The organism is Pedobacter gandavensis, from assembly GCF_032678745.1.
Classification (GTDB): Bacteria; Bacteroidota; Bacteroidia; order Sphingobacteriales; family Sphingobacteriaceae; genus Pedobacter; species Pedobacter gandavensis_C.
The window spans coordinates 851655-874163 of sequence record NZ_JAVTST010000002.1 but is presented as its reverse complement, the minus strand read 5'-3'; the positions used below and the strand labels follow the sequence as shown (position 1 = coordinate 874163).

Below are 22509 nucleotides of genomic sequence, written 5' to 3'. Positions count from 1 at the left end.
ATACCGTATCTTCTGTTGTAGCTCTGGTACTATTCTTAAGGACTGGTATAAAAAATAAAGCTCTTATTGGGATTTTTGGATCAGTAATTTTTCAATATCATGCTATTTAAACTTTCTTTTATTCAAAAGGCATTTTATTTGTGCATTGCTGCTCTAAGATTTTTAAACGGAGTTCGCTGATCATCGATGGTAATTGATTCTATCAACTTACTACTGAATCGACTATTATAAAAATGATCGACTTCTTATCTTAGTCAAAAATGAAATTATTATGTTTGTGGAATGTGGCCTGTACAGTGGTGATTATTCTAATGTAATTTTGACTAATTTAAAGAATGGCTCTTTATTCTTTTCAATTGTTACCTGTGGTTAAAATATGGCTTAAGATCATTTGTGGATCTAATAAAACCGTATTATTGTAATTAACATAATTACGATTAGTATGAGAGTTAATAGTGTCTTTTTTACCGTGTTTCTATTGTTATTGAATGTTTCGGTTTTTTCTCAAAATAGAGATGTAAAGTTACCACCTAACTGGTTCAATTTAGATCTCTTAATGGATGGTTTCTTTGGTATAAGTATTGATCGTGCATATAATCAGGTACTACGTGACAAAAAGCCTAAGAAACAGGTAATAGTTGCTATAATTGACGGAGGTATAGACATTACTCACGATGATCTTAAAGAAGTTTTATGGTTAAATAAGGGGGAGATTCCAGGAAATGAAATTGATGATGATGGGAATGGTTATATTGATGATATTCATGGATGGAATTTTATAGGATCTAAGCGTGGAAATTTGGCTTATGATAATCTTGAATTGATTAGAATTTATAGGGAATATGCCCCAAAGTATAAGTCTACTATTAAATCGACAATACTTGATAGTATTCAGAAGGGGGAATTCGAATTGTACACTAAAGTTACGGCAGAGTTTGGTAAAAAATATGATGAAGCTGATCAAACATTTAGAATAGTATTCGCAATTAATAAAATGTTTGATGCGGTAGGTTTACTCCATAATAAACTGATTCCGTCATTGGAAGAAATTGAAAAGTACAAAGTTGAAGACGATACGGAACAATATGTTAAAAAGATCATCAAATCTGGAACTAAAGATAGCGGAGGGATAGAGAAATTCCATAAAGAGATCAAAGACGCTTACAAGCAGTATGATGTTATGTTAAGATATAATTTAAATCCAAAATATGACGGTAGATTAGAATGGGTTGGTGATGACTATTCTAATTCTAATGAAAGGTATTATGGCAATAATGACGTAGTGGGCCCAAATGCTAAGCATGGTTCTCATGTGGCAGGAATTATTGGTGCTACTCGCAATAATTCTATTGGGATTAATGGTGTTGCCAATTGTATCAAGATAATGGTGATTAGGGTAGTTCCGGAAGGGGATGAGCGTGACAAGGACGTAGCAAATGCAATTAGGTACGCAGTCGATAATGGCGCCAAGGTCATTAATATGAGTTTTGGCAAAGGCTATAAATGGGATAAAGAAATTGTTGATGAAGCTGTTAAGTATGCTGAAAAGAAAGGTGTATTACTCGTTCATGCAGCGGGTAATGATAATCTTAATATTGACAAAGAAGAGAATTATCCGAATAAGTATTATGATAGTCCTGAACTTAGAACGTATAAGGCTAGAATTGATAAATTTGCAGCTAAGACGATTTCCTTTCATCCATTAAATGGTCGGGTATCGAGGCAAAACCTGGGTAAATCTAGTTTGAAAATGAATATTAATGATGATATCGATTCATTGAAATTTAGTTTGCCTCATGCCGAAAATTGGATTGAAGTAGGTGCTAGTACCTATAAAAATGATGCATCCTTGAAAACATCATTTTCCAACTATGGTAAATACAGTGTAGATGTCTTTGCTCCTGGATTTATGATTAATTCTACTATACCGGGCTCACTTTATGAGGAATTGGATGGAACTAGTATGGCGGCACCGGTAGTATCTGGATTAGCCGCCTTAATTTTAAGTTATTATCCTGATTTAACTGCTGTGCAGGTGCGGGAAATTATTCTAAAATCAGTTTCCAAGGTAGTTCAGAAAGTAAAATTGGTTAATAGTAAAGGTCAGGGTATACGTGTGCCTTTCTCTGATCTATGTACTAGTGGTGGTATAGTTAATGCCTATGAGGCCCTAAAATTAGCAGAGAAGTACTACAAATAGTCTAATCATTTAAATATCTTGACTAATTCATACATAATGAGATGCTGATTCCAGGATGTGTAAATTTTGTGTTTTATTGGTAAGTAAGGTTTTTTTTAATATGTGATTTCCTGTAAATTTAGCGGATTAATTTTGTTTTGGACAGCTATTTATTGCAATTGGGTTTTTATTAAGAATTTTATCCTATGATATTGAGCATAAATAAATAACTCTATTAAGGGAACTCTTATAGTATCGATACCTGAATTGCATTTCCAAGGAATCATGATTCCTATTAAGTTCCATTTTACCATTAGCCTCTTTTTACCTTTAACTTTTATTGTTCCTTTAGGTTGCATCTAAATGAAGTTATGTGATTTCTGTTCCCAATTTTTAAATCACTTTGTAACCCTCCTTTTTTTCGAACCGGTCTGCTAACGAGAATCCAAATTTATGACCTCCCCCGAATTTAAGACACCGCTAAAGTCGAAAAACCGGACTTCATTTGGCTATTTTCACACATCTCCTGAGGAGTCAATCCGCGTAAGGAACTGTGAGGTCTAAAGGTACTATATTCGGTTCTCCATGCATCAATTTTTTCTATGGCATCTTCCATTGACAGGAACCAGTTGGTGTTTAAGCACACATCCCGGAAACTTCCATTGAAGGATTCAATATACGCATTATCAGTAGGTTTTCCAGGCCTTGAAAAATCAAGTGTCACCTGGTTTTCATAAGCCCATTTATCCAAAACTTTGGAAATAAATTCGCTTCCATTGTCAAATCTTATTTTTTTGGAGTGGCATTGCATTCCTCTTAATACCATTACGACCTGCTCTCTTTTAATTCCCTGATCGGGATAGATATCCAGACAAAATCTTGTATAATTATCCACTATAGTTAAGGACCTGAATTTACGCCCGTCAAACAACTGATCGGTTACAAAATCCATGCTCCAGCATTCATGTAAATGCGAGGGCTGTACTCTTTCTAAGCGATGTGCAGCCGCTCGGTTTCTTCTAGGTCTTTTACTACGCAGATTTAGTCCTTCAAGCTTGTATAGCCTATAAACCCTGTTATAACTGTCCTTAAATCCTTCCCGGCGAAGTAATGTGAAGATCCTTTCACTGCCATATCTGAGCCGGGTTTCTGCAATTTCCTTCATCCGAATTTTGATTACTTGATCATCACGGCCTAGCTTTTTGTAATACTACATGTAGCAACAAAATTTGGTGACCACACAAGCCCGGTGCACAGAAACTTTGTAACTGGCCACTAAAGCTTCGGCCAGCCCCTTCGACTGGGCTGGCCTTGAAGCTTTTTTTAAGTACATCCTGCAGCATATATTTGTCCAGACTTAAATCTGCTACCAGTTGTTTGAGTTTGGCATTCTCATCCTCCAGTTGACGTAAACGCCGCAGTTCAGTGACCCGGGACCTCCAAATTTCTTCTTCCAGTTATAAAATGTTGCCTGGTGAATGCCCATCTTCCGGCACACTTCTTCGACAGAGACTTCCGTTTCTGCCTGTTGCATCTCAAAAGCTATCTACGCTTCGGTAAACTTGCTCTTTTTCGTGTCAATTACTGTATGTTTGAATTACGTAATTGTCCGGATTTTTTCGAATTCTCAGCTGTCTGGTTTTTCGGGCGGAGGTCAGTTACGAATTTTCACCTTTTACACAGTTCGATTTTTAGGAGGGGTTACAACTTAAGTAAATAAAGAGGAAAGTTCTTAGCTTTCCCCAGGGAATGAGTAGATAGAGTATCAAGATGGCCTGGCACTGTGTGAATGGATTTTTTAAAAGTCGAGAAATCTCATTTCATTCGCATTGCCCTCTCTATTAAAATCCAATTCTGGTAAATTGACTCTGAACTTTCTGTATTATGCCACCTTCAACGTTGATATGAAAAAAAACATCTGATGGCTTAGTAAAAGCAAATCGCGTATCACAATCTGAGGGAAAGCCTTTGGGCAAAACGTTAATACGATCCGATTACGAAGGAGGAGTTAAAGTTTGATGTGGAAATTTTCATTATCCATAATAGCTCTCATGAATTAATACAGAATCTTTTGGTCTTGGTCCCGAATTCTACTGGATCTAATTAAAAAGTGTTAAACGTAAAAAAGGCCCACTTTTCAGTGAGCTTTTTTCTAGTAGCGGGGAGCAGGATCGAACTGCCGACCTCAGGGTTATGAATCCTGCGCTCTAACCATCTGAGCTACCCCGCCGGGCGTCTTCTTTCTAAAGAGCTGCAAATATAGGATAATGCTTTTAAATAACGAAAAAAAATGTGAAATAAGCCTATGTATAGGGTTTTTAGTTTGATAATGAGTTAGTTATTTTAATTTGTTTTTCTGCAGGGAGATAAATCGGAACAGTAATTTGATGGATTTGAATTTTTCTTGTATTCATTTTAAGATAGAAATTTGATAAACACTAATTAATTTTTTATCATTTTCGTCTCTTCTAGACATGTTTTGAAAATATAGATAGTAAATCTTTTGCATATTGAATATGATGTAAAAATACCAGATCTAGTGTCGAAACCACATATTAACGTCATCTATTAGTATGTGAATCTAATAGAAATATTCTGAAAATTCTGATTATGAAGTGTAGGTAGAGATATTGAGGAGTCTAATCATTTCATGGCCTAATCATTGGAATCAATTTGCCAGACATCTTCTTTTCTAAAGAGTTGCAAATATAGATTATATTACTTTTCTTTAGAAATAAATAAAAAAAGAATAGTCCATTAGTTCAGAATGTAAGGATCCATCAATGTCAGAAAAGAAAAAGTTTACGTTAGAATATGAATTGAGATCTTCCCCGCGTATTTTGTTTAGCTTCATTAGTGAGCCAAATGGCTTATCTCAATGGTTTGCAGATGATGTAATTTTCCGTGATCAGGTTTATACATTTACATGGGATGATGAAGTACAAAAAGCGAAGCTTTTGAGTATTAAAGAAAATAAACTAGTCAAGTTTAAGTGGATTGATGATGAACCTCATTGTTATTTTGAAATGGAAATTGTTCAAGATGAACTTACGAATGATGTAGCGCTTTCGATTACAGATTTTGCGACAGAAGACACACTTGCAGAGCGTACCTTAATATGGGATAATCAAATTACCTATTTACATAGTGTGTTAGGAGCATAGTTTTTCAGTTGCTTTGCTTACATTTGCATATTGAAAAAGATTCATTTACTTCTGCTCAAAGCATTTATTAGGCCTTTTTTCGTCACATTTTTTATTGTGATGTTTATATTATTGATGTTCTTTTTATTTAAGTACGTTGATGATTTAATTGGAAAGGGTTTTGAGTGGTATGTGATTCTTGAGCTGATGTATTATGCATCAGCTGCAAATGTTTCGATGGCACTTCCCCTTTCAATTCTCTTGTCGTCTATTATGACCTTTGGAACATTAGGTGAGAATTATGAGTTAGTAGCTATAAAATCTGCAGGGGTATCGCTCCAAAAAGCAATGATGCCGTTGTTGGTACTAATTGTGTTTATCGCAATTGGGTCTTTTTTATTCTCAGATGTGATGCTACCAAAAGCTAATTTGAAATTTGGTTCTTTATTGTGGGACATAAGAAATAAGAAATTATCTTTTTTAATTAAAGAGGGTGTTTTTAATAGTAGTATTCCAGGGTATTCAATTAGAGTGGATAAGAAGGGTGAAGATGGAGTTTCTCTGGAAGGGGTGATGATTTATGATCATACTAGTAATAATGGTATAGCTAAGATCATTATTGCAAAAGAAGGAAAAATGGCTAGTGATGATAAGCACCTACTTTTAAAGTTAAAGAACGGGGTTAGATATGAAGAATCAAGCGGAGAGAACTCTTCTTATAACCCAAGACAGCGGTTTACCCGAATGAGATTTAAGGAGACGGATCAAAAGTTTGATATATCGAGTTTTAAAATGAATCGAACGGATGAGCAAGGATTTCGAAATAATACTCAAATGCTCAATTTGAAGGGATTAGTCAAGAAACAAGATTCATTAACAAAAGAATTAGATAGTCTCAATAAATTTTCCAGTATGACTCTTTCTAGCTATTTTAAACAAAATAACTATGTGAAAGGCTATACTAAGGTCAACGTTCCTGAAAAGATAATTAAGGGGTCTGTATTGAGTGTCTTGCCGGTCGGAGATAGGTTGCGATCTATTCAATCTGCCTTAGACCAATCAAATTCCGTTAAACAAACTGTTTCTGGCAGGTTATCCGATCATGCCGATAGGATTCGTAATCTTATTAAAGTTGAAATAGAATATCAAAAGAAATTTACTTTAGCTGCGTCTTGTCTTCTTCTGTTCTTCTTGGGGGCACCATTAGGTGCAATTATTAGAAAAGGGGGACTAGGTTTGCCGGTCGTCATGGCGATCATATTCTTTCTAATTTACCATATCATTGCTACAGTAGCGGAGAAATCTGCAATAACAGGGTCATTAGCACCATTTTTTGGACCATGGTTGGCAATAATTATCTTATCTCCTGTAGGCGCATTTCTTACTTATAAAGCAACTGTTGATTCAGCTTTGTTTGATGTTAATGCAATTAAACAATTGGTGATGGGCCTTTTTAAAAGTAAGAAACAACCCTCAGATAAGAAAGCTTAATGCAGGTCATGTATTCATATATTGTTGAATATTCATTACTTATTTATGATATTTTGGCACTGAATATTGAATAGGAAGGTTGTAACTTTGTACTTAATCTTAATAGTTAAACAAGCAGCTAATCTTAGTGTTTGTATATAGATATATTTCAAAAAATGGAAATCAAACTAAATGCAATAGAAGAAGCTATTGCTGAAATACAAGCTGGTAAAGTAGTTATTGTTGTTGATGATGAGGACAGAGAAAATGAAGGCGACTTCCTGACTGCCGCTGCAAATGCAACACCTGAAGTAATTAACTTTATGGCAACCCATGGAAGAGGATTAATATGCGCTGCTTTAACCGAACAGAGATGTGATGAACTTGGTTTAGAACTAATGGTTGGTAAAAATACAGCAGCTTATGAGACAAATTTCACGGTTTCAGTTGATTTAATTGGATATGGATGTACTACAGGTATTTCTGCTTCAGATAGATCAAAGACTATTCAGGCATTGATCAATCCAAATACGAATCCCGATGAATTAGGTAAACCTGGACATATTTTTCCTTTAAGATCTAAAGATGGCGGAGTATTGAGAAGATCGGGGCATACTGAAGCATCGGTTGATTTGGCAAGATTGGCTGGTATGGAACCTGCTGGAGTTTTAGTTGAAATTATGAAAGAAGATGGAGAGATGGCCAGATTGCCTGATCTTGTTAAGATCGCAGCTCAGCATAATCTAAAGATTATTTCAATAAAGGACCTCATTGCTTATAGATTGAGCAATGAAAGCTTAATTCAAGAAGAAGTGACTGTTAATCTTCCGACTCAATGGGGGGATTTCAAAATGACAGCTTATACTCAATTAGATACAGGAGCTACTCATTTGGCTATAAGTAAAGGGGAGTGGACTATTGATGAACCAGTTATGGTTCGGGTACATAGCTCGTGTGTTACTGGAGATATTTTCGGTTCTTGTCGTTGTGATTGTGGACCGCAATTGCACAAGGCAATGGAAATGATTGATAAGGAAGGTAAAGGACTTATTGTATACATGAATCAAGAAGGACGAGGTATCGGATTGGTAAATAAATTAAGATCGTACAATCTTCAGGATGCAGGATTTGATACAGTTGAGGCTAATATAAAACTAGGCTTCAAGGGTGATGAAAGAGATTATGGCGTCGGCGCACAGATACTAAGAGCTCAAGGCATTTCAAAAATGAGATTGATGTCTAACAACCCTACAAAACGTGCCGGTCTGACTGGATATGGATTGGAAATCTTAGAGAATATTTCGATAGAGATTGAAAGTAACGTTCATAATGAACAATACTTGAGAACTAAACGTGATAAGATGGGACATCAAATTATGAAAGGATAAGAACTTATCTTTTTGGATTGTTTTTCTGCTGTTCTCTAAGAATAGCCTCTTTATTTATTAATTGCCTGGTTTTTGGGGTTTCCCCATGCTGGGCTTTTTTCTTTTGGTCTCGTTTATATTGTCCGGTAATTTTTCTCAAAAACTCTCTGAAACTATCAAATTGTTGTGTGTAAACTAGCCCTAAAGCAGTCACGTTATTATTTTGATTAATACCTGATGTGGTAAAGATTGTTTGCTGAGTAGGAGGTTTATTTGATAATTTACCGATCAATGTTCCATCTTTTTTTATTAATCCGAGGATCTCGACTTCACCACCTACATTATTTCTAGAAAAGCCATTCAATGATAAATCATTCGTACTTCCTCTATTCACAATACCTGCATTAAGGATTACACGGTCATTGAACAATCTAAAAGAAGCATTCGCTTCGGTTAATGAACGTACATTAAAATCAACAAAATCTAGATTTAAAGAGGAGAGTACATTGTTGAGCTGATTAAATAGGAGTTCTGTAGCGGTACTCGTTACCCCACTTGTAAGTTGTTTTCCTAAATCTTCATTCCCTGTTCCAGGAGCAAAACTCCTTCTAATAATCAAGCTTAACGCTTGAAGATTTAGGTTATTTGAATCATTGAAATAAGCCTGCATTTCTTCTTTGATCGCAGGGTTTGAAGGAAAGAATATATCTAGTTTAATATCTGGCTTTAGTAATAGACCAGATAAGCCCATTTCCACTTCGGTTAACACACGCTCATCTTTGTTGTTGCCATCACGATTAGCTGCTGTGTAGAGGTCCCTAAGACTGGTTCTAAGCGAATAAATAGCTTTCAATTGGATTTGCGCCATTGTAGGGTTGCCGGTCCATCGGATAGTCCCTCCTTGCCTGATATTGAATTTTTTATTGATTACTTCTTGAGCAGTAAAATCAAAACTACCATTTTCAATAATATAGTCACCAGACATGTCAAAGTCTCCTTGACTATTGATCTTTAAAGTAAGGTCTGTGGCATTTCCTCTACCACTTAGGTTACCCAAGCTTGTAAATATATTTGCTACACTATTAGGATCCACATCTAGTTTCAAATTCATGGTAAGTCCATCAAAACTATTCTCTTTTTTTACTATTTTGGTGGTGTCTTTACTTACAAAAGTGATAAAATCTTTACTGGAAACCGTTTCAGAACTATTTAATGGTAGATTGAAAACTGTACCTTTTTCGGTCTTTGCATCAATATCTATATACATTCTGTTCGTTGGGCCTTTGAAAATAAAAGTCCCGGTACCATATGCCTGTCCGTAATAAACGGGGTTGTCTTTTTCCGTTGTATTTAGCGCCATAAAGTTTTTAGCTTTTATTACTGCGTCTATTGTGGGGTTATCAAGGTTATTTAAGTCCACAGTACCATTGGCGATGGCTTCATTGTTATCAAGGTCTAAGAGCTTCAAATTATGAACTTTTATCACACTATTGTCGATGGTTACTTGATCATTTAAGGTGTAGGCAGTTTGCAAGTAATTAATAGTCATTTTCCCTTTATCGAATGAGATCTCGCCATTAATAGCCGGTTTTTCAAAAGGGCCTTTTACAGCAAGATCTGCAGAGATATTTCCTTTTAATTTCGAAACTAGTTTTTTAACAAATGGCTCCAGTACGGCCATTTCTGTTTCATCCAGTTTAATATGAAGGTCGATTTCTTTTTTCTCCAGATCAAGACTTCCTCTTGCTTTTAATGTTTCTTTATCATGAGCTACAATACTGGTATAGATGTTAGCTACATTCTCAGCTTGGTGGAAAGATGAAGTATCTGTTAGACTTCCAATATAAGTATCATTAAAACTCAAGGAATCTATGGTGATATTATCAGAAATCTTAGGAGATTTTAGAAGGTGATGAAGTTTTGTTTCTCCGTTTAATTTTCCTGCGAGTTTAACGCCTAATGTCTTTACAAAAGGATTGATTGTTTTAAGATCAAATTGGCTAAAGCCAAGGAGTAAGACATCTGCTGGATCATTAGAAAGAATTCCATCTATTGTTAAGATTTGGGGCCCATTGCTGAGATCAAAATTATTGACTTGAGTTTTTCCGTCATGGAAGCTAATCCTGACTTTTTCTTGAATTTTCCAATCTTCATTATTAATTTTTAGAATAGAAGGTAGAATGGTAATACGACCAATAGTATCAGTAGCAAATTCAACCAGTCCATTTAAATCCAAAGAATTGGCATCATCAGCATTAGCCAATTTGACGTTGAGGCTTAAGCTATCATTTCTAAGGATATTTGAAATATTTACATTTTTGATATACAAACTATCGTTAAGGTCCACACGATCCGAAGTAATAATAGCTTGTAATTGGTCTGTAGAGGTGTTTTCATCTACAATAATGTTATTGACTATGATGCCTTTATATTTGAGTTTTTTCACAAAGCCATTGACGGTAGCGACATTCTTTTGGGAGTCAAAATTTCCAAGAAAAACAGCTTGATCTTCTATTTCTAAGCCAGGGACTAGTAGTTGTGCGACAGGTTCAAACTTTTTAATTCTTAGGTCAAATTTAAAAATCTGATCTTTATAATTAATAATGTCAGCTTTTAATGACGGTATATAGGTTTTTGCTAATGCCTTAAAATAGGAGGGCAGTGTGTTTAAGTCATACTGACCTTTGATACTTGCATCTAAGATATCAGAATTGATGGTTAAGTTTCGGTCTTTACCCATTCCACCAGCACTTAATTGTATCGAATCAATATGGTAAATACCTTTAACGTTATTGAGCTGAACATGCTGTACAAGAAGGTTACCCTGGATATTATCCAGATTGTTTCCGCTGAAGTTAGTGCTAAATATGGCATCAATTTGCAGAGAATCTTTGTATAACTTAAGTGCCTTAAGCCTTGCCTTTTTAATGTTAGCTTTAAAATTAAATTCAGGAAGTTTCCCATTTAAGTTTACGCCACCATCAAAAATCATGTTAAGGTTCTTATCATTAACCTTCAGACTACCGTCGAAATATTTCTTTTCAAAAGTTCCATCAATTTTAACGTTTCTATATCTATAATTATTAAAATCAATGTAGTCAATGTCGCCATCTAACCGCTCTGATAGGTTTTTTATTTCTGTGCCTCTACCTTTAATATTTAATGCAGCTGTAATTTTTCCTAAACTTTTTTCATTGATCAGATTACCTAAGTTGAAATCATAGGTTTTGACGTTTCCGGAATAGGAAGGAACTCCTTGCTTGTCAATTTTCATATTGACATCAGATACCAGGCGTCCTATTTTGGTCTTAAATTCCCCAAAGGCGATGAAATCATTTTGGAAGCCAGTAAAGGAACCATTAAAGTTTATATTGCCAAATTTGCTAACGATTTTAGGAATCTTTTTAGCTTTTTTTCCTGTTATACTTGTTAGTAACTGATCCAGATCTTTTTTGTTGGTTCCCGCCATTTCAATTTTAAGATCCATAAAGGTTTCTTTTAGAATAGGAAGGCCCTTAAGGTTAAAATCGCCTTTAATATGGGTTGCTTGACCAGCTTTTATGGAGAGTTTTTTTGCACGAAGGTTATTGACTAAACCAGTAATTTGCCCATCTACATTTAGTTCTAAATTCATTTGATCTAGTTCAGATGTAAAGAAGGATACATCACGGGAAGCAATATGACTATCTTTAAAGTTAGCCTTCATTCGAACTTTATTGACATAGTCTCTAAAGTCTTTGTATCGGTTAAAACTCATTTTGAAATAATCCTTCAACCGGGAATGATTAGTTTCTAATAGTAAGCGCTCTAGCTCTATTTTATTACTATCAATGGTGGCATATGTGCTTAGATTTTTAAGATAAAAGCCACTTTTTTCCTTGAATGTGAGGTTTTTTATTTCGGCTTGAAGGATATGGTCAGTTGTGTTTAACTTTTCGAGAATACCGTTCAGATTACTCAGGTGTACATCTTCAAAATTGACACCTTTCATCACTGTATCGTATTTGTAGTTTTTATACTTAAAGCCGAAATTATTCAGGATAACACGGTCGAAGGTTATTTTATAAGGTTTCTTCTTTTTAACAGTAGGTGGACCAGAATCAAAATAATCAATAATAAAGTCTAGGTTTGTTGATCCATCTTTATAGGTTTTAAGAAAGAAAGCGCCATTATTTAGTTGCACCGTATTGATATCAACAATTCTTCTTTTTATCGAAAGCAGGTTTAGATCTACTAAGAATTTTGGGGTATTTAACAGCGTATCCTTTTGTTGGTCGAGAACCAGTAAGTTCTCCAATACAAGGGATTTAAACGGTTTTATGTATATTCCTGATAAGGATATGGTTGTATTGAGTTCTTTTGATAAATAATCGGCAGTTTTTTTTGCGACAAAAGTCTGCACAGGCTTGAATTGAAGCGCGAATAATAGAATCGCAACTAGTAATAACACTGATGCAACAAACCAAAGAAGTATTTTTAATAGTTTTTTAATAGTTTTGTAGCTTAATAATATTAATCATTGTGCCAATAATCCTCGCTATAGAATCTTCTTGTGATGAAACTTCGGTTGCTATTTGTAACAACGGCAAAATTACTGCCAATGTTATTGCAAACCAAACAATTCATGAAAATTATGGAGGTGTAATCCCTGAACTTGCTTCAAGGGTACATCAACAAAATATCGTCCCTGTTATACAGCAAGCTTTAATTGATGCTAATGTAGACAAAAAGGAGCTAAATGGTGTCGCTTTTACACGTGGACCAGGCTTATTAGGTTCTTTACTGGTAGGTGTTTCATTTGCTAAGTCCTTTGCTTTGGCCTTAGATTTACCCTTAATTGCGGTAAATCATATGCATGCACATATTCTGGCTCATTTTATTGATGATCCTAAGCCTTCTTTTCCATTTTTATGTCTGACCGTTTCTGGTGGCCATACTCAAATTGTATTGGTAAAAGACTATTTTGACATGGAGATTGTAGGGGAGACCCTTGATGACGCAGCGGGTGAAGCATTTGATAAGACTGCAAAGATTTTAAATCTTCCTTATCCAGGTGGACCTTTAATAGATCGTCATGCTAAATCTGGAAATCCATTGGCATTTAAGTTTGGAGAACCTCAGATTAAAGATTTGAATTATAGCTTCAGCGGGTTAAAGACTTCTATCCTTTATTTCATCCGAAAGCAAGAAAAGGAAAATCCGGACTTTATATCGGAACATTTAGATGATATTTGCGCTTCGGTTCAATATAGCATAGTTCAGATTTTATTAAACAAACTGATAAAGGCAGCAAAACAATATGGAATTAAAGAAATTGCAATTGCTGGTGGAGTTTCTGCAAATAGTGGTTTGAGGGATACGTTACAAAGAACGGCTATGGACTTAGGTTGGAATGTTTACATCCCAGCTTTTGAGTATTGTACGGATAACGCAGCAATGATTGCTATTGCGGGTTATCAAAAATATTTAAATGGAGATTTTGTGGGACAAGATGTTGCACCAATATCCAGGATGAATTTTTAATATTAGAACAGCTAATTATGAGTGCTACGAGTTTTATTTTTTTCGGCTTAATGCTGATTCCCTTCATCATTTTTATCATATGGTTGGTAAAGCAAGATAAACAGAGAAATTATCTTGGCTTAGCCGTTTTACTTGCAGCAATTATTGTGGCCATCATTGTAGCGATCTACGTTGATGCAAAATATATGAAGCTTCAGTAACGATTACAAGATAGCATCAGTAGATCCTGAAAATAGAGATAAAAAAAGAAGGCGATCAATTTGATCGCCTTCTTTTTTTATCTCTATTTTACCCTTAATAGGCTAAAATTATGCTTGTGTAGGAAGTTCCTCCAATTTGTCGCCTGTTACTTCAGCTCTGATTTTTGCTTCAATTTCTTCAGACAACTCTGGGTTATCCAATAATAATTGTTTTACCGCATCTCTTCCCTGACCAAGTTTTGTCTCTCCATAAGAGAACCAAGAACCTGCTTTTTTAATGATGTTAAAATCAACACCTAAGTCGATGATCTCACCTACTTTGGAAATACCTTCACCGAACATAATGTCGAATTCAGCAATTCGGAAAGGTGGAGCAACTTTATTTTTTACGATTTTGACTTTTACCCTGTTTCCAGAAACTTCGTCAGAATCTTTAATTTGAGAAGTTCTGCGAATATCTAAACGTACAGATGCGTAGAATTTCAATGCATTACCACCAGTAGTTGTTTCCGGGTTACCGAACATCACACCAATTTTTTCACGTAATTGGTTAATGAAAATACAGCAACATCCTGTTTTAGCAATTGTTCCGGTTAGTTTACGTAATGCCTGAGACATTAAACGTGCTTGTAATCCCATTTTTGAATCACCCATTTCACCTTCAATCTCAGCCTTAGGTACTAATGCAGCTACAGAGTCAATCACAATAACATCAATTGCGCCTGATCTGATTAGGTTGTCAGCAATTTCTAAAGCCTGCTCACCATTGTCTGGTTGAGAGATCAATAGGTTGTCTACGTCAACGCCTAATTTCTTTGCGTAGTTTTTATCAAATGCATGTTCTGCATCGATAAAAGCAGCAATACCACCTTTTTTCTGTGCTTCTGCAATAATATGCGTTGCTAAAGTTGTTTTACCAGAGGATTCAGGACCGTATATTTCTATCACTCTTCCTTTTGGAACACCACCAATGCCTAAAGCAATGTCTAAACTGATTGATCCTGTGGAAATTGATTCAATAGGCTCTACAGCATTGTCGCCTAATTTCATTACGGTACCCTTACCATAAGACTTCTCTAACTTATCTAAAGTAAGTTGTAATGCTTTTAATTTGTCTGCGTTTACGCTCATATTGTTAAATTCTGGGAGTAAGATAAAATATTACCGTTGGAAGAACAAATAACCTTACTTACATGCTAATTATCTTAGCAAAGATAACGATTGTTTAATCTAAAGCAAGAAATAAAATAATTATTATTTGTCCCAGCCTATTTGTCACTAATTATTTTAGTTTTTTTGTTGTTTTGCTGAAAATATTTACAAATATTGGTGATTTCGCAAATGTTACATTTTGGCGATCTTGCCAGGCAAACATACCTTCCGTGTAAAATTAGCCAGTGATGCGCCACATGAATGGTGTGTTCTGGCAAATTTTTAACTAGGTCTTTTTCAACAGCAAGTGGAGTTTTACCTGCAGATAGACCGATTCTCCTGGAAACTCTAAAAACATGGGTGTCAACGGCCATTGCCGGAGCGTTGTAGATTACGGAAGCGATTACATTTGCTGTTTTCCGGCCTACACCAGGCATCTTTTGTAGTTGATCAATATCAGAAGGAACCACATTATTAAAATCATTTAATAACATTTGGGCCATTCCTACAAGATGTTTTGCTTTATTATTTGGGTAGCTGACACTTCTGATATAATCAAAAACAATATCAGGAGTTACCTCAGATAAGGCTTTAGCATTTGGAAAACGTTGAAAAAGTGCAGGAGTAACCTGATTGATTCGCTTATCTGTACATTGAGCGGAGAGAATTACTGCTACTAATAATTGGTATGGATTATTGTAATGTAATTCCGTTTCAGCATCTGGCTGTTTGGCTGCAAAGTGTTCGACAAAAAGTTTGTACCGGTCTTTTTTGAGCATTGGCAAATATAATGAGAAGAACTTAGGAAGGTTTAATAATTATTCAGGAAAAAATAGTGCTGCAGCGAATTTGGCCTCAATATGATAAATGGATTCAAAACCAGTTGAAAAGTATCGAAAATCAGCCGGTCTTTTCAAATTGATCTGAATCAATACTAGATCAGGGAATGGAATAAGTCTAGCTCAGCTCGTAATTGATTTGTTATTGAAAAACTATGAAAGGTCAGGAATTAACAACCCTGAAAGCAAAGAGATCAGTATTGGTGTTAAAATTAGTCTACTGATCTAATGATAAGTCCAGGAAATGAAATGTGGAAATGAAACATGGGAATGAAATCAGCTCATCTTCAGCATAAAAGGAGTAGGAAATCATTAAAAATGAAAAAGCTGCCATTAAATCTGGCAGCTTCAATTCGTTTTTAAATTACTTGGCTCTGGAGTAGGCTAAAATTATCGCGATGGTTTCATCGGAAGGATTTTTTCTTAAACCGTCCAGTTGGGGCCGAATGTGGTCATAGAACATCATGTCGAGCTCTATAACTGCATCTACAGCAGGTTTTTCCTGCTTTTGTATTGAGCAATTTAACTTGTTAAAAGAAGTAAAGGTTTCCATCATAAGCAACAATAAATGTTCGTTCACTAATAGAAACGTTATTGTTATACATTTATTTTAACCTAAACTACATTTTGTGTAACTAGTTTGTTGCATATTTTGTAAGCATTAACGCCTTGATTTAAGAAGGGAAGTATTGCTTGTAAAAAGGGCGAATTCTATATCATTTGACCACTTTTATTCTCAGTGATCAAATGATGTTTTTCTCTTTTAATTGATTTGAAATTTGGGGGATGCCTTTCTTGTCTTAAAAATCAGGAAATTTCTTTCACTTTCATCATTTTTCTAAGATTACTTAACGCATAGCGCATCCTACCTAAAGCGGTATTGATACTGACATCAGTGAGGTCTGCGATCTCTTTAAAGCTGAGGTCGGCATAGTGTCGCATGATGAGTACTTCTTTTTGATCATCTGGAAGCAAGTGGATCATTGCGCGAAGATCAAAATGAGTTTGTTCTCTCAGCATTTTTTCTTCTGCACTTTCTTCATGAATCTGAAGTAGGTTAAAGATATCGGTGCCATCGGCGCTGGTAATAACTGGTGCCCGTTTTTCACGTCTGAAATAATCGATTACCAGATTGTGCGCAATTCGCATTACCCATGGTAAAAATTTACCTTCTTCATTGTAACGACCAGATCTGAGCGTATTGATCACCTTAATAAAAGCATCCTGAAAAATATCCTCAGCGAGGTATTGATCTTTTACTAAAAGATAGATGGAGGTGTATATTTTTGACTTGTGTCTTTTGAGAAGTTCTTCTAAAACCGATTCCTCACCGGTAAGATATGACTTCACCAAGTCCTGATCACTATATAATTCTAATTTCATAGGAGTATCCGTACTAATAAGTTCCCTGCTAATTGCTATAAAATACTTAGTAGATGTTTTAATCGATAATTCTCTCCTGTTAGTTAGTGGTTTAGTTTGTTAGTTAGTTCCCCAAAAGAACCAATTTTTTATTAGAATCCAATAGAAAAACTGTTAAAAAAAAATAAAACCGGATGGAAGGCCTTATTTTTGCATGACTTCAAAAATGGCAATATTGCTTTTTTTGGGTTAACTTAGCAGTATTCTATCCAGAAGTCAATGAATAACGAAATCGATAAAGATCCACATCAACATATAATTATAAAGGGTGCCAGAGTCCATAATCTCAAAAATATAGACGTAGCTATCCCAAAGAATAAGCTGGTGGTAATCACCGGAATGTCTGGTTCAGGCAAATCATCCTTAGCATTTGATACACTATACGCTGAAGGGCAAAGACGTTATGTAGAAAGCCTTTCTTCTTATGCCCGACAATTTATGGGCAGGATGAATAAGCCAGATGTAGATTATATCAAAGGAATTGCACCTGCAATTGCTATTGAACAAAAGGTAATCACTTCAAATCCCAGGTCTACAGTAGGTACTTCAACGGAAATCTACGACTATCTGAAATTATTGTTTTCAAGAATAGGCAAGACATTTTCACCGGTATCTGGCGAAATCGTAAAAAAGGATACGGTTAGTACAGTGGTAGATTTCATCTCTGGTTTAGAGCCAGAAAGTGCAGTGACCATTTTTTGTCCACTATTCCCACACAACAATAGATCTATTAAAGAAGAACTGGCGGTATTACTTCAAAAAGGTTTTCTGAGGATCTTCTATAAAGGAGAGATTTTGAAAATTGAAGCAGTGCTTGAGGATGAATCATTTGAAGATTTTGAACTTTCCGATTCTGAAACAGTTAGAATATTGATCGACAGAATTGTGGTGAGCACGGAAGAGGAGACACTGAGTCGGATTGCTGATTCTGTACAAACTGCGTTTTTTGAAGGAAAGGGTGACCTGTATGTGGAGCATGATGGTAAATCGAATCATTTCTGCGATCGATTTGAACTGGATGGCCTGCGTTTCGATGAACCTACACCTAACTTTTTCAGTTTTAACAACCCTTATGGGGCTTGTAAAAGGTGTGAAGGTTATGGAAATGTAATTGGAATTGATGAAGATCTGGTGATTCCTGATAAGAGCAAGAGTTTATATGACAATGCAATTGCGCCATGGCGTGGAGAAAAAATGCGCGAATGGTTGAACAAACTGATCAAGAACGCCGATAAATTTAACTTTCCAATCCATCGTCCTTTTAATGAGCTGACAGAAGAGCAGCAGCAGTTAATCTGGACAGGGAACAAATATTTTGGAGGATTGGACGATTTCTTTAAAGAGCTGGAAGAGCAGACTTTTAAGATTCAATATCGGGTAATGTTGTCCAGATATCGTGGTAAAACGGTATGTCCGGACTGCAAAGGTTCCAGATTACGTAAAGATGCTTCTTATGTGAAAATCAATGGGCGGTCAATTATAGACGTAGTTTTAATGCCTTTGGCAACCATTCTTGATTTTTTCAATCATTTGGAACTCTCATCGAATGATGCAAAGATTGCGAAAAGACTATTGGCTGAAATTGTCAACCGCGTATTGTTCTTAAACAATGTTGGTTTAGGCTACCTGACCTTAAACAGGTTATCTAACACCCTATCTGGTGGAGAATCTCAAAGAATTAACCTGGCAACCTCTTTAGGAAGTAGTTTGGTGGGATCTATTTATGTTTTAGATGAGCCAAGTATTGGTTTACACCCAAGGGATACAAACAAACTGATCGAAGTACTGATTTCTTTGAGAAACGTTGGCAACACGGTTTTGGTGGTGGAGCATGAAGAAGAAATGATGAAGGCTGCTGATCATATTATAGATATCGGTCCGGAAGCAGGTACACATGGTGGTAACCTGGTTTTCAGTGGTACCTACAAAGAAATTATAAAAGATAAAAACAGCCTTACCGGGCGTTATTTGTCGGGGGTAGAAAAGATCGCGATCCCAGATAGAAGAAGGGCATGGAAAGACCATATCTTAATTAAAGGGGCTAGAGAAAATAACCTGAAAAACATTGATGTTAAATTTCCTTTAGGAGTTTTCACAGTGGTGAGTGGCGTTTCAGGGAGTGGAAAGACTAGTTTAATCAAAAAAATCCTTTACCCGGCCTTACAAAAAGCGATAGGGAATTATGCAGGTGAACAAACCGGTGCTTATGACGGAATTTATGGTGATTACGAATTGGTAAGTCAGGTGGAAATGGTGGATCAGAATCCGATTGGTAGATCATCCCGCTCCAACCCTGTTACCTATGTAAAAGCATGGGATGATGTACGGGCATTGTTTTCAGCCTTACCGGCATCAAAAGCAGCTGGATTAAAACCAGCAGCATTCTCATTCAACGTAGAAGGTGGTCGTTGCGATGTTTGTCAGGGTGAAGGGGAAGTGAAAATCGAAATGCAATTCATGGCTGATATTTATCTTCCATGCGAGGCTTGTGGAGGAAGAAGGTTTAAGCAGCAGGTGCTTGACATCACTTATAATGATAAAAATGTAGCGGATATCCTCGATTTCACCATTGATGAGGCAGTAGCATTTTTCAAAGGAGAGCCTAAGATCTTAACTAAACTACAGCCATTGGTAGATGTTGGTTTAGGGTATGTTCATTTGGGTCAATCTTCAAATACCTTATCCGGTGGAGAAGCACAGCGTATCAAACTAGCTTCGTTTTTGATCAAAGGAAACAATGCAAACAAGACATTATTCATCTTTGATGAACCAACTACCGGTTTGCATTTCCACGACATAAAGAAATTACTGATTGCTTTAAACACATTGATAGAACAAGGCAATACCATTCTAGTGATAGAGCATAATATGGATATGATTAAATCAGCAGATTGGATTATTGACATTGGTCCCGAGGGTGGTGATAAAGGTGGTAATGTTGTTTTTGAAGGTACACCAGAAGATATGGTTTCCGCTAATTCATCATATACTGCGAAGTATTTATTAGCACACATGAAATAATTGTATCTTCGCGCATGCTATTTTTAACACTCTTTTTAGGGATAATTTTGAACATGGTTGGATATATTCCTCCGGGAAATATCAACCTCACAGTAGTTCAGATCACGATTACCCGAGGAATCAGACAAGCACTTTATTTTATTGGGGCCTTTTCTGCGATAGAGATACTTTTCACTTTTGGTGTGATGAGATTTGTGCAATGGCTTTCCAGTGAGATCCAATTGGGGAATATTATTGATGTACTCATGGTCTTTATGTTTGGCATTCTGGGAGTGATCACCTGGAGGTCGAGAAAGGAGATGCCTAAGGCAGATTATTCAAAGAAAGACAGTATAAAATATGGGATGTTACTTGGGGTGGTCAACCCAATGCAGATTCCATATTGGTTATTTGTGGGAACTTATCTAATCTCTCATGAATGGATTGATATTGGTTACCTTTCTTTAACAATTTTCAGTATTGGATCTGGTATTGGTGCTGCACTGGCTTTATATGGTTTTGCGCGCTTTGCAAAGTACATACAGGAGAAATTCACTTTAAGTAGTTATATTGTTAATAAAAGTATAGCCTTGTTGTTTTTTGCATTGTCAGCGTATCATATTATTAAACTCATCTATATTCACTGTTTCAAATAGAATTTTTTTTGAAAAGGAATTGTTCTTCAGAACATACAAGTTGACTCAAAAAAAATGAGCCATAAAGCTTAACAACTTTATGGCTCATTTTTTTGAGTCAAAACCTTGTTTCAAATGAGGTTTTATATTTTTGAACTCCAAATGTTCAATAAGCGGCCTTATTGCTTTAGAAACTCCAGGTTCCATATCTTTTCTGCCTTTCTTCCGATGATCCAGAAGGAGGCTGCAAGAACGCAAAAGAATAATGCTTTATGCCAGCTGTCCCAGAAGTATTCGAAATAACGCGTATATAGGTTAATAAATAGAAAAGTGATGCCAAACTCTCTGGCAATATCATCCCTGTATTTCAACCCAATAAATATACTGATTACGCAGGCTGTAGCGGAGAGGATTGCCCAATAGAACAAGCTGATTTGTTTTACGCCATACCATTCCTCTAAGCTCCCGAAATTTCCAAATACAGAAAGGAACCAGAGGGAGATAAACAGGTACATCATTCCAATGATATAAGTAATCTGGAAAAAATGGGAGATGCTTCTATCAGTACTTGTAGCGGAGGCGGGCTGTTCCTGTAAATCTAGCTCAGCATTGCTTGTTGGGGTAACCTTTTTCTTTTCAACTCCTTTAACGGTCTTTTTGCGAAAAAAAGAAAAGTTTTTGATCGGGGTAGCAGAACCTTTCATTAAGAAAGAGAGTCCGGTGAGTACCAATCCAAAACATACAAAGCGCAATGGGTAATTCATGCCAATAAAATACCAGTTTCCTCTGGAAAGGTAACCACTTTCTGTTCCGAACCAGGCGCCGAGGGATATCAACACAAATGCCCAGATCAGTCTGGATTGAAAAATATAAGCAAGTATGCCATAAATAAATACAGCGATCAGTAATAACAGCGAAAAGTGTGTGCCAGCCGCATGTATGGCCTTCCCTAGATAGGCAATCGCATTTGCGGTGAACATGACCGCTGTAAATACCAATGCTTCATTGCTAAATACCTGTTGTGACTTTGTCTTTTTTCTCTTGAAACTGATGAAATAAAGATATCCTGCAGCAATGGCAGACAAGAGACTGATGATGCCGTCAGAAGTCTCATAAAGGCTTTCCAGATACTTTAGCACAGTATTGTCTACCAATAATGCGCCAAGGGAGATTACCCCACAAGCCATAGCAATCCAAAAAGAGTATTGTGCTAATCGTCTCCAGTCAAAATGTTTCGTTTCATAACTGTTGCGCAACCTTTCGACATCTTCCGGACTTAGCAATTTTTCTTCCTGCCAATGTTCCAGCATCTCTTCTAAAAACTCACTTTTTTCGGAATCTATCTTCATTAAAACGTATGTAGACTTTTAAAATATATTTCTGGTTTATAAAATCTATAAAGCTAAATTAAGCTTATAAATGGGTTGTTCCATTAATCGTTTGATTTAATTTTCAAAGAAATACTTAGCCTAAAGTAATTGTTATTCTATTTATAGACTATAAGCTGCAAAATAAAATCAGTACTTGAGTTGGTGAAATACGGCTATAAAAAATCCCCCAAATCTTAATTTTTGGGGGA

Annotated in this window: 13 protein-coding genes, 1 tRNA gene and 1 pseudogene; 8 read left to right on the top strand and 7 right to left on the bottom strand. The window is 35.9% G+C overall.

Annotation, left to right across the window (positions count from 1 at the left end; genetic code table 11):
* Positions 1-442 precede the first annotated feature (442 nt).
* Complete coding sequence (locus tag R2S10_RS11435) at positions 443-2200, top strand: S8 family peptidase (RefSeq protein WP_316840569.1); 1758 nt, start codon at positions 443-445, stop codon at positions 2198-2200.
* Between the two features lie 448 nt (positions 2201-2648).
* Here R2S10_RS11435 and R2S10_RS11430 read toward each other — a convergent pair.
* A pseudogene (locus R2S10_RS11430) lies at positions 2649-3713 on the bottom strand (IS3 family transposase).
* 622 nt (positions 3714-4335) lie between these two features.
* Positions 4336-4409, bottom strand: a tRNA-Met gene (locus R2S10_RS11425).
* Between the two features lie 553 nt (positions 4410-4962).
* Here R2S10_RS11425 and R2S10_RS11420 point away from each other — a divergent pair.
* From R2S10_RS11420 to R2S10_RS11410, 3 genes are all read left to right on the top strand, one after another.
* Positions 4963-5343 carry an START-like domain-containing protein gene (locus R2S10_RS11420; protein ID WP_182961866.1) on the top strand — a complete coding sequence of 127 codons (381 nt, stop codon included), beginning with the start codon at positions 4963-4965 and terminating at the stop codon, positions 5341-5343.
* Between the two features lie 30 nt (positions 5344-5373).
* The gene (locus R2S10_RS11415; RefSeq protein WP_316840568.1) at positions 5374-6813 is read left to right on the top strand and encodes an LptF/LptG family permease; all 1440 of its coding nucleotides are present in this window, start codon (positions 5374-5376) and stop codon (positions 6811-6813) included.
* A 155-nt stretch (positions 6814-6968) separates the two neighbouring features.
* Positions 6969-8180: a bifunctional 3,4-dihydroxy-2-butanone-4-phosphate synthase/GTP cyclohydrolase II gene (locus R2S10_RS11410; RefSeq protein ID WP_316840567.1), complete on the top strand. Its 1212-nt coding sequence runs from the start codon at positions 6969-6971 to the stop codon at positions 8178-8180.
* A gap of 4 nt (positions 8181-8184) precedes the next feature.
* Here the strand turns inward: R2S10_RS11410 and R2S10_RS11405 are convergent, their stop codons facing one another.
* A complete protein-coding gene (locus R2S10_RS11405) occupies positions 8185-12456 on the bottom strand; it encodes a translocation/assembly module TamB domain-containing protein (protein ID WP_316840566.1) in 4272 nt (1423 codons plus the stop codon).
* A gap of 224 nt (positions 12457-12680) precedes the next feature.
* On the opposite strand from R2S10_RS11405, the gene tsaD reads away from it, so the two are divergent.
* Both tsaD and R2S10_RS11395 read left to right on the top strand, forming a co-directional pair.
* The gene (gene tsaD / locus R2S10_RS11400; RefSeq protein WP_316840565.1) at positions 12681-13682 is read left to right on the top strand and encodes a tRNA (adenosine(37)-N6)-threonylcarbamoyltransferase complex transferase subunit TsaD; all 1002 of its coding nucleotides are present in this window, start codon (positions 12681-12683) and stop codon (positions 13680-13682) included.
* Between the two features lie 17 nt (positions 13683-13699).
* A complete protein-coding gene (locus tag R2S10_RS11395; RefSeq protein WP_182961856.1) occupies positions 13700-13882 on the top strand; it encodes a hypothetical protein in 183 nt (60 codons plus the stop codon).
* Between the two features lie 108 nt (positions 13883-13990).
* Here the strand turns inward: R2S10_RS11395 and recA are convergent, their stop codons facing one another.
* From recA to R2S10_RS11380, 3 genes are all read right to left on the bottom strand, one after another.
* Complete coding sequence (recA, locus tag R2S10_RS11390; RefSeq protein WP_316840564.1) at positions 13991-15013, bottom strand: recombinase RecA; 1023 nt, start codon at positions 15011-15013, stop codon at positions 13991-13993.
* Between the two features lie 137 nt (positions 15014-15150).
* Positions 15151-15813, bottom strand: a complete 663-nt coding sequence (nth, locus tag R2S10_RS11385; RefSeq protein ID WP_316840563.1) for an endonuclease III — start codon at positions 15811-15813, stop codon at positions 15151-15153.
* An 867-nt stretch (positions 15814-16680) separates the two neighbouring features.
* The gene (locus tag R2S10_RS11380; RefSeq protein WP_316840562.1) at positions 16681-17256 is read right to left on the bottom strand and encodes an RNA polymerase sigma factor; all 576 of its coding nucleotides are present in this window, start codon (positions 17254-17256) and stop codon (positions 16681-16683) included.
* Positions 17257-17514: 258 nt separating this feature from the next.
* Here R2S10_RS11380 and uvrA point away from each other — a divergent pair, with 258 nt between their 5' ends.
* Both uvrA and R2S10_RS11370 read left to right on the top strand, forming a co-directional pair.
* The gene (gene uvrA, locus R2S10_RS11375; protein WP_316840561.1) at positions 17515-20316 is read left to right on the top strand and encodes an excinuclease ABC subunit UvrA; all 2802 of its coding nucleotides are present in this window, start codon (positions 17515-17517) and stop codon (positions 20314-20316) included.
* 53 nt (positions 20317-20369) lie between these two features.
* Positions 20370-20951: a lysine transporter LysE gene (locus R2S10_RS11370; RefSeq protein ID WP_316840560.1), complete on the top strand. Its 582-nt coding sequence runs from the start codon at positions 20370-20372 to the stop codon at positions 20949-20951.
* A gap of 158 nt (positions 20952-21109) precedes the next feature.
* Here the strand turns inward: R2S10_RS11370 and R2S10_RS11365 are convergent, their stop codons facing one another.
* Entirely contained in the window at positions 21110-22279 is a 1170-nt protein-coding gene (locus R2S10_RS11365) for a DUF2157 domain-containing protein (RefSeq protein WP_316840559.1), read from the bottom strand.
* Positions 22280-22509: the final 230 nt, after the last annotated feature.

Bases quoted from the DNA above. Each gene is read 5' to 3' on its own strand.
- R2S10_RS11435 (WP_316840569.1), top strand. From the start codon at position 443: ATGAGAGTTAATAGTGTCTTTTTTACCGTGTTTCTATTGTTATTGAAT.
- R2S10_RS11410 (WP_316840567.1), top strand. From the start codon at position 6,969: ATGGAAATCAAACTAAATGCAATAGAAGAAGCTATTGCTGAAATACAA.
- recA (WP_316840564.1), bottom strand. From the start codon at position 15,013: ATGAGCGTAAACGCAGACAAATTAAAAGCATTACAACTTACTTTAGAT.
- R2S10_RS11395 (WP_182961856.1), top strand. From the start codon at position 13,700: ATGAGTGCTACGAGTTTTATTTTTTTCGGCTTAATGCTGATTCCCTTC.
- R2S10_RS11365 (WP_316840559.1), bottom strand. From the start codon at position 22,279: ATGAAGATAGATTCCGAAAAAAGTGAGTTTTTAGAAGAGATGCTGGAA.
- R2S10_RS11420 (WP_182961866.1), top strand. From the start codon at position 4,963: ATGTCAGAAAAGAAAAAGTTTACGTTAGAATATGAATTGAGATCTTCC.
- R2S10_RS11380 (WP_316840562.1), bottom strand. From the start codon at position 17,256: ATGAAATTAGAATTATATAGTGATCAGGACTTGGTGAAGTCATATCTT.
- nth (WP_316840563.1), bottom strand. From the start codon at position 15,813: ATGCTCAAAAAAGACCGGTACAAACTTTTTGTCGAACACTTTGCAGCC.
- R2S10_RS11370 (WP_316840560.1), top strand. From the start codon at position 20,370: ATGGTTGGATATATTCCTCCGGGAAATATCAACCTCACAGTAGTTCAG.
- uvrA (WP_316840561.1), top strand. From the start codon at position 17,515: ATGAATAACGAAATCGATAAAGATCCACATCAACATATAATTATAAAG.